We start from the raw sequence: 13,307 nt of genomic DNA, 5'->3' as shown, positions 1-13,307 counted from the left end.
ATGGCCAGTATTAACTGGCCATTTTTTTGTGCTTAAAACTTAATTTATAAGTTACGTTTTAAGCTTATTTAGCTCATTATCTTGCTGGGCAACAAGTGCATTAAGCGCTTCGCTGCTATCCCCTGCTTGTGTAGATAAGTCAGCAAGTTGCGATGCGGCATCAGATATAAGCGTTAAATTACGGTTTATTTCTTCAGTTACTAAGCTTTGCTCTTCGGCAGCGGTGGCAATATGTGTAATTTGATTGGTTATTTCATCAACTTTAACAACAACACTGTGCAGAGCATCAAAAGCTACTGATGTTTCATCAACGGCATTTTGTGCACGTACTACGCCTTTTTCAATAACGGTAGATGCATTACCTACTTCAGATAATAAACTATCAATTAACTGGCTTATGTCATCTGTTGATGAACGCGTTTTAGAAGCAAGTGCACGTACTTCATCAGCAACAACGGCAAAGCCTCGCCCATGCTCACCTGCGCGCGCAGCTTCAATGGCTGCGTTAAGTGCAAGTAAGTTTGTTTGTTCTGAAATAGTACGAATTACATCTAATATTTGCGTAATGTCTTTACTACGCGAAGCGACTTTTTCAACTGCTTGGTTTGCTTCTTTAATTTCTTCAGACATCGTTTTAACTTGTGTCATCGCTGACGATAAGCTCGACTCACTGCTTACTACCAAGCTATTTATTTCATCGGCTTGTTGGGCTGATTGCTCTGATGCTCTGGCGACTTCGAGTGCTGTTGCGCTCATTTCGTTCATAGCCGTTACCACACTTTCAATTTCTTGAAATTGAGATTGAACATTATGCTTAGTATCAATAGCGATGTGTTGTGCTATTTCGCCTTGCTGTTTAGTTTGCTCAGACACCGCTTTTAGTTCAGAAATTAAATCACGTAGTTTTGCTAAAAATCGATTAAACCCACCAGCTAATGCAATAAGTTCTGCGTGGCTATCAACATGCAATGTATGCGTTAAATCACCCTCAGAACTTGCGAGGTTATCAACCCGCTGTTGAATTTGTTGTAGCGGCGCTATTACACCTGCAATTACTAATTTCATAATAACAAAAGCAACCACAGCAATTATTAAGCCTGTAATTAAAATAATAAACCCGAGTGATGCTGCTGTTTCTTGCATGTTTTTTTCTAGCGCTTCAGGCCCTGCAAGTGCTAGGTCTGTAGGTACTTCTATGATTAATGACCACTGAGTGTTTGCTAGTTTTATATCAATTGGATAATTTACTAAATATTCACTATTTGTTTTAAAAATACCGCTTTGCCCTTTAGACTTTTCAATATCATTAAATATAGTAGAACTAACAGCCTCTTTAATTGGGCGCCCTAATTTAGATTTATAATGACTGCTGCCTACAACTAAACCTAAATCACTTAATAAGGTTACTTTAGCTTGACCATTGTAAAGCTGCTTAGAAAGCTGCTCAGTCATTACTTGAAAGGTTGGTAGAGTTAAATCAACGCCTGCTAAACCAATAAACTGGCCTGACTTTAAAATAGGCACGGTTAACGAAGTTAGCATTACCGAATCGCCCGATGGGATTTCGTATAAATACGGTTCCATAATACAAGGCTTAAGTGTGTCTTTTGCGCACAAATACCACTGCGCTTCACGAATACCAAATTCATTTAAAGAGGTAATATATTTATCGGCAGCATTCGCTACTTTTTGTTGTTCAATTACGCCTTTTTGATCGCGAGTTATATATACCTCTAACGTACCAGCACTATCTACTGAATGCTTATACCCTTGTTGATATTGAGAATCTTGCCCATCAAAAGCGTTTGGTTCAAATTGAGAATAAATAGATGATAAGAGAGTGTTTTGTTCTAAAACCGCTTTATTTATACTGACAACTGTATCTCGGTCTAAAGTGTTTTGTTTTGCTGCATCGCCAAGTAATGCCGCTAATGAATAAGGAACACGGTAAGCTTCATTAATAAAGCCAGCAATTTTTTCTCCGTATCCAGCCGCATGAGCATTAAGCTTTTCTTCTACTTCTACAATAATGTACTCTTCGGATTTGGTCGCTAACTGCTTATTACTTGATGATAACTGCCACCACAAAATGCCTGATAGCACTAGTACAGTTATAAATATACTACCGACACTTAGCCAGAGTAACTTTTTTGCTAACGATATTTCTCGCATTCATCACACCCTTTAAATTAAAACTACTGATACAGTTTAGTAGATCTAATCAATGAAGCTATGAATATCGTTAAACAAATTGAATTTAATACAATACGTTGAGTTTTTTAAAGTTTAGCCAAACGTGCCGTTGTAATTGAGGCTGCAATTAATAAACATACACTTACCCATAAACACGCACTAAGCCCATATACTTGAAAAACCCAGCCAGAAAGCACCGTACCAAGCAAACGCCCTATCGCATTGGCCATATAATAAAAGCCAACGTCGAGCGACACCCCATCGTTTTTAGCAAAACTTACTATTAAGTAACTATGCAGCGATGAATTTACAGCAAATACACCACCAAAAATAAGTAAGCCGATTACAAGCGTAAAATGTACCGCTACATCAAATTGCATCAACAACGCTAAAATGCCAGTTACGCCACTTAATAGAGCAACCCACCAATACGCTTTTTTGACTGAATGTGAGTTTGAATCACTTTGCCCTGTTATACGCGGTGCTTGCGACTGCACCAATCCATAAGCAATTACCCACAAAGCCATAAAGCCGCTTACCCACCAGTGATCCCAATTAAACTGAGCGGCTAAGTAAACCGGCAATGCAACCACAAACCATACATCGCGCGCCGCAAACAAGCATAAACGCGCTGCACTAAGTAAGTTGATTGCCCGCGATTTAGAAAATAATTCTTTAAACTTAGGTTTGTTTTTAGCTTTACCAATATCGCCTTTTAAAAAAATTAAACTAATAACCCACGCAACACTAAGTAAAGCAATTAGGCTAATTAATGCCCCCACAAAACCAAATACGGTAAGTAGCAAGCCACCTAAAAAAAAGCCCACTCCTTTTAACGCATTTTTAGAGCCTGTAAGTATGGCAATCCATTTATATAATTGGCTTTGCCCTGCATCGTCTTGTGGTACTAAATACTTAATGGCGCTCTTTGCGCTCATTTTATTTAAGTCTTTAGCTATACCGCTCAGTGCTTGCGCTGCCATAACATAGGCAACGGTTAGCCAATCCCCAGGCACGCAAAGCATGGCCAAAGCTACAAGCTGCAGCCCAAGCCCTACATTCATGGTTTTATTTAACCCTAAATGTGCCCCAAGCCAACCACCTATTAAATTGGTGATCACCCCAAAAATTTCATAAAACAAAAACAACATGGCTATCGCAAATGCACCATAACCCAACTGATGAAAGTACAGCACCACCAGCATGCGCAGTGCACCATCAGTTAAAGTAAATGCCCAGTAATTACCGGTAATTATTAAATATTGTTTTATAGAGCTTGGTAAATTAGCTAACTGCGCAAGCATGAATTTAAACCTTTTAAAACGAGATTAAACCAAATCACTTTGTGCAACTTTAAGCATTAGCTCAGCGGTACGGTTTGCATAACCCCATTCGTTATCATACCAAGCGTATAATTTAAGCTGAGTGTTGTTAATTACCATAGTTGAAAGCGCATCTATGGTGCAGCTACGTGGATCTGTTTTATAATCTATAGATACAAGCGGTCTTTCTTCGTAGCCTAAAATGTCTTTTAGCTCGTTATTTGCAGCGTTTTTAAACCAAGTGTTTACTTCATCTTGTGTAACACCGCGCTCAAGCTCAAAAACACAATCGGTAATTGACGCGTTAGTAAGAGGTACACGCACAGCATGGCCGTTTAATTTACCCTTAAGCTCAGGAAAAATATGCGTAATAGCCGTTGCACTACCGGTTGTAGTAGGAATTAAACTAGTACCGCACGAACGCGCACGGCGTAAATCTTTGTGGGGTGCATCTATAATCGTTTGGGTATTAGTAATGTCGTGAATAGTAGTCATTGAGCCGTGCTTAATGCCCACTTTTTCTTGCAAAACCTTAACTATTGGCGCTAAACAGTTAGTTGTGCACGAGGCGGCTGTAACAATTTTATGCTCCCTTGGGTTATAAAGATCATCGTTTACACCCATTACTATATTTAAAATACCGTCTTCTTTCACAGGTGCGGTTACTACAACACGCTTAACACCTTGCGCTAAATATTGATTTAACAGCTCGGTGGTTTTCATTTTTCCACTGGCCTCTATTACGACATCGCAATCTGACCAATCAGTTTCATTTATGGTTTTGTTGTTGGTAACTGCAATCGTGTGTTTACCCACACTAAAGCTATTATCATCACTAGTAACCTGCTGCGCTAAGCGTCCGTGTACTGAGTCAAACTCAATTAAATGTGCGTGTGTTTTAGCATCGCCCGCTACATCATTTACTTTAATAAACTCTATTTCTGGCCAATCAACTGCTGCACGCAGTGTTAAACGTCCCATACGGCCAAAACCGTTAATACCTACTTTAATAGTCATAATTAAATACCTTTAATAAGTTAATTTATTAGTTAGTTACAACAGCTAGCTGCACGTTCAGGGCGATTACCCATAGCGTTTAAGCGCGTTAAATCGTTTTGATAAAATGAAGAGTTAGCAGTAAGTGTTTGCGTTAATACATTTTTAGCCCACTCTGGCAGTGCTTTGTTAATACTGTAGTACACCCATTGATTTTGTTTACGGTCGCTCAATAATCCGTATTGTCTTAACTGTGCTAAATGGCGAGATACCTTAGGTTGGCTTAATTTAAGTGCAGCAACAAGCTCGCATACACACAGCTCTTCTTCGTGGCTAATTAGCAGCATTGCCTTTAAACGCGTATCGTCTGCTAGGCATTTATAAAATTGAAGTGGGTTGAATTGTTCCATACTGTCCTCACTGTGCTTATGCATACACAATAAAACAAAATAACAATATATGGAATAGTGAATATACGTTTTATCGTATATTTAATTTTTATGCCTTAAACGCAAAAAAGCACACAACGACTAATTGTCGTTGTGTGCTTTTATAACTTTTCTTTATTTAGTTATTAAATAACTGAAAGCTCTACTTCAATATTGCCACGTGTTGCGTTTGAATATGGGCATACTTGGTGTGCTTTATCTACAAGCGTTTGCGCTGCAGCTTTATCCATATCACCTAGTGATACAGCTAGTTTTACTGCAATACCAAAACCGCCTTCAATAGCACCAATAGACACTTGTGAATTAATATGTGTGTCGCTTGGTAAATCTATTTTTTCGCTACCTGCTACAAATTTAAGTGCGCCAATAAAACATGCTGCATAACCTGCGGCAAATAATTGCTCTGGGTTAGTGCCTTGTCCGTCGTCTCCGCCTAAACCTTTAGGTGTTGATAAATTTACATCTAAACGACCATCATCAGATTTAGCTACGCCCTCACGGCCGCCAGTTGCAGTTGCTTTTGCTGTGTAAGCTACGTTTTGTAATACATTCATAATGAACTCCAAAGTTTTAAAATATCAATCAATTTAGTTTGTGTGCAAAATAATAGATCAAGTAATTAGAGATTGCAAATACTTTGCATGCAAATTAAAATAGCATGTATTGAAATAAAGGATAACGTTATGCCGTTTGAGCAATTAAAGTTAAAAAATCAGTTATGCCACCGGTTATATATGGCATCTAACAGCATTGCGCGTGCGTATCGCGAGCCTTTAAACGAGCTAAATTTAACTTACCCGCAATACGTAGTAATGATGGCGCTGTGGGAGCAAGACGAAATAACAATTGCAGGGCTAATAGATAAAACCGCGATAGATGGCGGTGCTATGACCCAAATACTCAAAAAAATGAGCGACAAATCATTACTGGCTGTTATTAAAGATGAGCACGACAAACGCAAACGCCTAGTGCAGCTAACCCAGTATGGCCAATCACTTAAGTTAAAAGCAGCCGATATTCCTAAAAATATTTTATGTAAATTTGATAGTGTAGATGCAACACAAGCGAAGCAGTTGATGCAGCTGCTCGATTTAGTAGTAAACGACTTAGCCGATTAGGCTCTTAATTTTTAAACAATAAACGTGTTTTAAAAGGTTTTAAAAATGACTCATATTAAAAAATTACTATTAGCTGCGGCGTGTAGCACGGCAATTTTAGGTAGCAACGCCGTATCTGCTAATACTGCTAACCAAAATGCTGATTTAAAAACAGTAGCCACTTTTGATGCGCAGCACCCACCGGGCAACATTGCTATTACCCCATCGGGCAGAAAGTTTTTATCTGTGCATGGCTTTTTTGGCCAAAAGCAAAAAATTATGGAGCTTTTAAGCGATGGTACAACTAAGCCCTACCCTAATGAAGAGTGGGCATACGCGTACAATAACGGTAAAGGTTTTTACGACGTACTTGGCATAAATGTATCAAGCGATGGCGTTTTATGGATGCTCGACACTTCAGGACCCGATCACGCTGGGCGCTTAGTAGGTTGGGATACAAACAAAGAGCAACTGCACAAAATTATTTATCTGGCTAAACCGACCATTACCGACACCTCGTTTTTAAACGATTTAGTCATCGATAATAAACATGGCGTTGTATACATTGCCGACACAGCACAAGGCAGCCAAGCCGCTATTATTACGGTTAACCTTAAAACAGGTGTCGCACGCAGAGTATTACAAAATAGCCATTACACCACAGCCGAAAATATCGATATGGTTATTGATGGGCGCACAATGAGCCTTGGCGGACAACCTGCCCGCTTAGGTGTTAACCCTATTACGCTTGATCCTAACGAAGACTGGCTTTACTTTGGCTCTATGTCGGGCACGTCGGTTTACCGCATTGCCACCAGCGATATAAATAACGAGAGCCTTTCGGCTAAAGCACTTGAAGACAAAGTTTCGCGTTACGGCACTAAGCCAATTTCAGACGGTATTATTGTTGATGGCGGCGGTAACGTATATGTAACCGACATAACCAATGGCGCAATTGGCGTAGTTAAACCCACTGGCGACTACGAAGTATTATTTAAGGACGAACGCTTAAGCTGGCCTGATGGCTTTAGCTACGGAGCCGATCATAAAATATACTTTACCGTTGACGATTTACATAATTCTCCTGTGCTTAATAATGGCAAAAATCAAAGCCACGGTAAGTTTAAAGTAATGTCGTTCGAGCCTTTAGTAAAAGGAAAAGTAGGCCGTTAATTTTCTTTTTAAGTGACTACATTTTTAAAAAAGCCTTGCACATTTAAGTGACCTAATAGTTGCAGGGCTTTTTGTTAAAAACACACCATACTGGTGCATCTTTTAGTAATACTTCACCTCTTTGGTGCTAATCCTTAAGTATGTATTTACACTTAAATACTAAATAACTGATTTCTATTCATAAAATATTCAAGTTAATGTTGGCATACTTCTTCCTATAAACTGATGTGTTCAGTGAAAATACCAAGGAAAAACCATGTTCAATTTATACCATACCCTTTACCTTTTATGGCGTTTAGACATTAGCGTTTGGCAAGTTAATGATCCAACAAATACCCGCACTACTGCTGATAAAGAACGCGCCTATGTTAAGTAGCATCGTATTGTGTAAAGGCTTGGCATAAAGCTTAAATGTATAAACCTACTTTAGGCTAAGCTTTTGCACACTATGAAATTTATGTGTACATTTTAATTAAACTTCAAATTAATCGTTCAATATAAAAACAACACTCTTGTAATAAACTCCACATTTAAAAACATCGAAAAAATTAGTAAAAACACTGCGTTTATAACTTTGCAAGCAGCCCTATTGCGTTGTATTGTTGCACCCTATTGAAAATTTTTAGTTGGAACGTGTATGCACGCTTTGGAAGTTAATTTTGATGGCTTAGTTGGCCCTACTCACAACTACGCTGGTTTATCGTATGGTAATGTTGCCTCGTTAAATAACGCAGCAAGCTTTTCAAATCCTCAAGAGGCAGTGCTTCAAGGCCTTGAAAAAATGAAAGCCATGCACGACAAAGGCCTAACTCAAGGTGTATTTGCCCCTCATGCGCGCCCCGACTTAAACGTACTGCGCCGCTTAGGCTTTACCGGTAACGATGCACAAGTAATTCATAAAGCATTTAAAGCAGATCCTATTTTATTACGCGCGTGTTATTCAGCGTCAGCAATGTGGACAGCCAATGCCGCTACGGTATCGCCATCTCCAGATACAACCGATAGCAAAGTACATTTTACTTCAGCTAATTTAAATAATAAGTTTCATCGTTCATTAGAGCCTGCAACCACTACACGCTTATTAAAAGCGATGTTTAACAACGACAAATTCTTTGCGCATCATACCCATTTGCCAGACCAAGGCTTTTTTGGCGACGAAGGTGCAGCAAACCATACTCGTTTTTGTGACAGCCACGGCGAGCAAGGCCTTGAAATGTTTGTATTTGGTGCCAGCGCGTTTAACAGCCAATTACCAAAACCAGCTAAATTTCCTGCAAGGCAAACACTCGAAGCCTCAGAAGCAATTTGTCGCTTACATAACTTAAAAGATTCAAGCCAAATTTTACTACAGCAAAATCCAGACGTAATAGATCAAGGCGTGTTTCATAACGATGTAATTGCAGTAGGTAACGCCAACGTATTACTGTGCCACCAGCAAGCATTTTTAAACCAAGCTTTGGCACTGCAAGATATTCGTGAAGCGTATGTGGGCAATAAAGAATTTTACATTATTGAAGTACCTACCGATAAAGTAAGCATTACCGACGCTGTAAGTAGCTATTTATTTAACAGCCAGCTAGTGAGCCTTGAAGATGGTTCAATGCTGTTAGTGGCACCACAAGAGTGTAAACGCAACAGCGCAGTTAACGCCTACATTGAAGAAATGATCATGGCTGATAACCCAGTAAACCAAGTACAGTTTTTTGATTTACGCCAAAGTATGCAAAATGGCGGCGGCCCAGCTTGCTTGCGTTTACGTGTAGCCCTTAACGAGCAAGAACTTGCTGCAGTAAACCCTGAGGTTATTTTAACTGATACTAAATACACGCAACTGTGTGACTGGGCAAAACGTAACTACCGCGACAAATTAGGCGCAAGTGACTTTGCAGACTCAGCCCTACTCACCGAAAGCTACCAAGCACTTGATGAGCTAACGCAGCTACTAAATTTAGGCTCCGTGTACGACTTTCAATTAGAAGGTTAATACCTCAGCCTACACAAAGGCTAATACAAAAATAGCGAGCCAAGGCTCGCTATTTTTATTTGTGTTTATGTTAATACATATTTAAGCATCTTTGTTAACAGTTATTGCCGATGCCATAGACTCTGATATATGCAGCGTACGCTGCGGAAACGGAATACTCAGCCCAGCACCTTCAATAGCTTCTTTAACACGTTTATTTAAATCCCACACAGTTTGCCAATAATCACCATTAACAGCCCACGCACGTAATTGAATGTTCACTGCGCTTTCGCCTATTGATGTCACCATTACTTTAGGTGCAGGCTCTGCGAGTAATCGGCTCTCTGATGCAGCTAATTCTTTAAGTACATTTAAGCCAACGTCAATAGAGTCGGCATACGAAATACCCACCACTATATCCATTCGTCTTTTGCCATTACGGGTAAAGTTTTTAATATTGCCACCCCATACTTTGCCGTTAGGCGATGCTATATAAAGACCGTCGGTGGTTTTAAAAATAGTGGTAAACAAGTTTATTTCACTCACAGTACCAAGCGTGCCACTGGCATCAACAAAGTCGCCTATTTTAAAAGGTCTGAGTATTAGCAGCATAATACCCGCAGCAATATTGCTCAGCGTATTTTTAAGGGCTAAACCAATCGCTAAACCAGCAGCACCCATTAGTGCAATTAAGCTTGCCGTATTAACGCCAAAAATATCTAAAATAAATAGCCCGCCAATTATATAAACTAAATAACCAGCAATACTCGATAAAAGAGGAAGCAGCGTACTATCCACTCTTTTTAATGGCGATTTAGAGTTTTTAATCGCTTTTTTAACCGATCGTGCAATTAAGGCACTCGCAACTAAAATCACCAACGCTAAAATCACTTTGTATCCTAAAGTGATGATTGTTTCTGAATGGCTTTGCCAAAACGCTAAGAGTTTATCTTTCATGTTTGTTCCGATAAATGTGGCTGAAACTCAGCAAAATAATGGTTAAATCTAATAAAAACCGACTTCAAAAGAAGTGGCGCGAGTATATAGAATAAAAAATTTAAACCTACCTTTTTTAATCACTTATTCCAATTTTAATAACGGCCTAAAAACCATGGTTATTAGAATATAAAACACCGCCATTTATGGCTAATTTATAGCGACTATTCAATGTAGGTTAATCGTTTATTGGTATGGTGATTTTAAGTTTTTAACGTTCATTAAAGAGGTCATCTATGGCAAAAGAAAAAATAGTACTTATAACTGGTGCTTCAAGTGGCATTGGCGAAGCAACCGCAAAAACCCTTGTTAACAACGGCCATAAAGTAATACTTACCGCTAGACGCGAAGATAAGTTAACGGAGTTAGTTGAGTCGCTAGGCTCAAATAACGCACTGAGCGTAGCCGCAGATGCAACCGACTTTACCGCGCTTGAAAACGTAGTTACCAAAGGCATTGAAAAGTTTGGCCGATTAGATGTAGCCTTTGCTAACGCGGGTATGGGTGTTTCAACCGCTGGCACCGAAAAAGGTGATCCCGATGAGTGGTCAACTATGATCGACATAAACATTAAAGCCCTACTGTGGACTGCAAAACTAACACTGCCGCATTTACGCCAAAACAAAGGTCACTTTATATTAACCAGCTCTGCCGCTGGCCGTAAGCCAATTGGCGGCTCTATTTACGGTGCAACTAAATGGTTTGCTTATGGCTTTGGACAAAACTTAGCTGAGGAAATGAGCGAATGGAACGGCCGCTGCACAACCATAGCACCAGGGATGGTAAACACCCCGTTTTTTGATGAAGCTAAACCCGACAAACTCGACCCGCAAGATGTAGCCGACGCGGTATTGTTTGCTATTGAAGCAAACCAGCGCAACAGCGTACGCGAGATTTATTTAATGCCAACTAACTAAATGTAGCTTGGTAGATTTTGGGCTGTCAGGTTTAATGCTAATGGCGTTAAACCTGATGGTTGCTTGAGTTAAATATGGGTAGATGTTCGCAAGTAAAATAGGGCGAAATTAATGGGTGTTTAAAGGCTTTGTTATACATCAGAACTAAAGCCCACGTTGCCACCGTTTTGGATAGATACCTTTAAATACGATATTAATAAGTTCTTGTCGGTCGATATATCCTTTCTTGCACTTAATACCATAGTAAAAGCAGGCAAATAAAGCGCAAAATGTGTATAGCGATAAACAGAGAATTAAGAAGCATAATGTGAACACTACCAATACAGTATCACCATCGTAGCTACGGATTGGTATATCTGACTCGACACCAAAACTTGAAGTAACGACAAAGAACAGGGGGGATGCAGTTGCTATCCCAAATAAGCAACCAACGCCGCCAACTTTAGCTGACTGCGAGTAAAAGTAAGGTTTTAACTTTCTTTGACTATTAATTGCTCGAATTAGCACAACACTTTTCCTAGGATATATAACGAGGCTGTAGGGTAACTCAAACAGCCAGAATTAATTAAAAAACGACCTTCTGCAATTAACTCTAAGCGTTTTTAAAGCATTACAAAATTTAGGTTGGCTGTCACTGTAGTTCACGCAGGAGCAAAACCAACTGTTTTTTGTCCTGATTGAATCGTCTTGTTATGTGTTTTGGAACTCTTGCTCAAATTCTAGATCTTTAATGTTCATTATATAAGGCTTATCAAAACCTTCTTTTATTAATACTTCTTCGTAATGAATCAAATGTCCTTTTAATCTTTCAGCCAACATTAATGCTTCATAATACATATCTTCATCAGCATGCTTTTTTGCCATATCCATAAAAGATATGGCACTCGATAGCATTGTACTCAGAGTATCTCCTTGGATTGCCACAGCAGGAAAAGATCTACCAGGCATATGAACGATTCCACTGTTAGGAACATGGTCATAAATTTTAGCTTCCATAAGATATTAACTCCTGAATTTGAAGAACACATAACGAGCCTGTAGATTAACTCGTTTTTTATTTATTTTTATTGATAGACAAACCATAGCTGAGTTCCTATTTTGGTTCAATCGATTACTGTATTTTATGCAGAATATAAAGTGGGAGTTTGGTGTTGTTTTAATTGGCGTTTTGGACGGGATTACGGGTACTTGAGTGGCTTTTATTTAGGGTAAAAGCGCTTACCCTTCTTAATGCATCGTGTTTTGCAGCTTTTCTATATTATGAACAAGACAATACAGTTGCCATTGCGCATTCACTTTCGTTTGACCCCGTAAGGTCAATTTATTCATGCCTTTATTCACTGTAATGTTCCCGAACACTGGCTCAATACACCCGAGTCGTTTGCTATATTGTCGTCGACCTATGGGGCTGTCTATTTTTACTTTCATCTTATCAACATAGCTCAGTTTTTTGCGCGATTCATTATTTATAAACTGTACTTGTCGCCCCGTTTTAATGGGTGGCTTTCGCATGCATTGCTGCTGTAGCGGGCACGTTTTACAGTCTTTTAAATAACCGCAGAATCGCGTGTATTGCTGGTTGTGGCTTTTTACATTGATACCACTTCGCCACATGGCATTGCCTGCGGGGCAGCGGCAAGTTTGGGTTGCTTCATTATAATGAAAATCATCTGAGGTAAATAATCGTGGCTTGCCTTTGCTGCGTTTTAGTCGGCGCTTTTCTTGCTCCGTTTCGTATGTTTCGCTGGCTTTAAACAGCGGATTTCGTTTTCTAAATTGGTTATCCGCAATGTACGTATCGAACCCACTTTGCGCCATAAATTCAAGATTTACTTCGCTGTTAAACCCACTGTCTGCGGTGAATTTGATGGTATGTTTATCTGCCATTTTTTCTGTATTGAGTTTAGCGAGTTGCTGTTTTAATTGTGCAACGGCTGGCTGTAAAGTTTGTTGCTCGCCTACTGAGCCCCACGCTTGTGCTTGCAGGATAATTTGGTGTTTATCATCGTTTATCGCTATGCCGTTGTAACCTTGGATTGTGCCTTTTGAGGTCGTCATTTTTGCACTATCTGGATCAGTGATATTACTTTTAACAGGCTTGCCTTTACTGCCTGTTTTCTCTTCGTGAGTGGCTAAAAACTCGGTGATTTTATCTGCACTTTTATCTAGCTTTTCTTTTTGTTTTAAATCCTGAGTTATCA

General features: G+C 39.4%; 12 protein-coding genes. 4 read left to right on the top strand and 8 right to left on the bottom strand.

The window, feature by feature from the left end:
- Window positions 1-51 precede the first annotated feature (51 nt).
- From QL995_RS15130 to QL995_RS15110, 5 genes are all read right to left on the bottom strand, one after another.
- Window positions 52-2,172, bottom strand: coding sequence for a methyl-accepting chemotaxis protein (locus QL995_RS15130; protein ID WP_290294502.1), 2,121 nt, complete (start codon window positions 2,170-2,172; stop codon window positions 52-54).
- A 107-nt stretch (window positions 2,173-2,279) separates the two neighbouring features.
- A complete protein-coding gene (gene arsJ / locus QL995_RS15125) occupies window positions 2,280-3,497 on the bottom strand; it encodes an organoarsenical effux MFS transporter ArsJ (protein ID WP_290294501.1) in 1,218 nt (405 codons plus the stop codon).
- A 24-nt stretch (window positions 3,498-3,521) separates the two neighbouring features.
- Window positions 3,522-4,532, bottom strand: coding sequence for an ArsJ-associated glyceraldehyde-3-phosphate dehydrogenase (locus tag QL995_RS15120; protein ID WP_290294500.1), 1,011 nt, complete (start codon window positions 4,530-4,532; stop codon window positions 3,522-3,524).
- A gap of 32 nt (window positions 4,533-4,564) precedes the next feature.
- Window positions 4,565-4,921: a metalloregulator ArsR/SmtB family transcription factor gene (locus tag QL995_RS15115; RefSeq protein ID WP_290294499.1), complete on the bottom strand. Its 357-nt coding sequence runs from the start codon at window positions 4,919-4,921 to the stop codon at window positions 4,565-4,567.
- Window positions 4,922-5,085: 164 nt separating this feature from the next.
- Window positions 5,086-5,514: an organic hydroperoxide resistance protein gene (locus tag QL995_RS15110; protein WP_024594483.1), complete on the bottom strand. Its 429-nt coding sequence runs from the start codon at window positions 5,512-5,514 to the stop codon at window positions 5,086-5,088.
- Between the two features lie 129 nt (window positions 5,515-5,643).
- Between QL995_RS15110 and QL995_RS15105 the strand changes: the two genes are divergently transcribed.
- The 3 genes from QL995_RS15105 to astB all read left to right on the top strand — a co-directional run bounded on the left by QL995_RS15105 (window position 5,644) and on the right by astB (window position 9,214).
- Window positions 5,644-6,078 (top strand): MarR family transcriptional regulator, encoded by a 435-nt coding sequence (locus QL995_RS15105; protein WP_290294593.1) that lies wholly within the window; start codon window positions 5,644-5,646, stop codon window positions 6,076-6,078.
- Between the two features lie 45 nt (window positions 6,079-6,123).
- On the top strand, window positions 6,124-7,230 hold the full coding sequence (locus QL995_RS15100) for an L-dopachrome tautomerase-related protein (protein ID WP_290294498.1): 1,107 nt from the start codon (window positions 6,124-6,126) through the stop codon (window positions 7,228-7,230).
- A gap of 637 nt (window positions 7,231-7,867) precedes the next feature.
- Complete coding sequence (gene astB / locus QL995_RS15095) at window positions 7,868-9,214, top strand: N-succinylarginine dihydrolase (protein ID WP_290294497.1); 1,347 nt, start codon at window positions 7,868-7,870, stop codon at window positions 9,212-9,214.
- Between the two features lie 81 nt (window positions 9,215-9,295).
- Here the strand turns inward: astB and QL995_RS15090 are convergent, their stop codons facing one another.
- Window positions 9,296-10,150 carry a mechanosensitive ion channel domain-containing protein gene (locus QL995_RS15090; protein WP_007586226.1) on the bottom strand — a complete coding sequence of 285 codons (855 nt, stop codon included), beginning with the start codon at window positions 10,148-10,150 and terminating at the stop codon, window positions 9,296-9,298.
- A 275-nt stretch (window positions 10,151-10,425) separates the two neighbouring features.
- Between QL995_RS15090 and QL995_RS15085 the strand changes: the two genes are divergently transcribed.
- Window positions 10,426-11,106, top strand: coding sequence for an SDR family oxidoreductase (locus QL995_RS15085; RefSeq protein ID WP_197141920.1), 681 nt, complete (start codon window positions 10,426-10,428; stop codon window positions 11,104-11,106).
- Between the two features lie 690 nt (window positions 11,107-11,796).
- Here the strand turns inward: QL995_RS15085 and QL995_RS15080 are convergent.
- Window positions 11,797-12,102, bottom strand: coding sequence for a hypothetical protein (locus QL995_RS15080; RefSeq protein WP_290294496.1), 306 nt, complete (start codon window positions 12,100-12,102; stop codon window positions 11,797-11,799).
- A gap of 231 nt (window positions 12,103-12,333) precedes the next feature.
- A partial coding sequence (locus QL995_RS15075; protein WP_290294495.1) for a transposase occupies window positions 12,334-13,307 on the bottom strand: 974 nt, incomplete at its 5' end.

This window comes from Pseudoalteromonas sp. APC 3358 (assembly GCF_030408075.1).
Classification (GTDB): domain Bacteria; phylum Pseudomonadota; class Gammaproteobacteria; order Enterobacterales; family Alteromonadaceae; genus Pseudoalteromonas; species Pseudoalteromonas arctica.
This window is presented reverse-complemented; position numbering and strand designations above follow the sequence as displayed.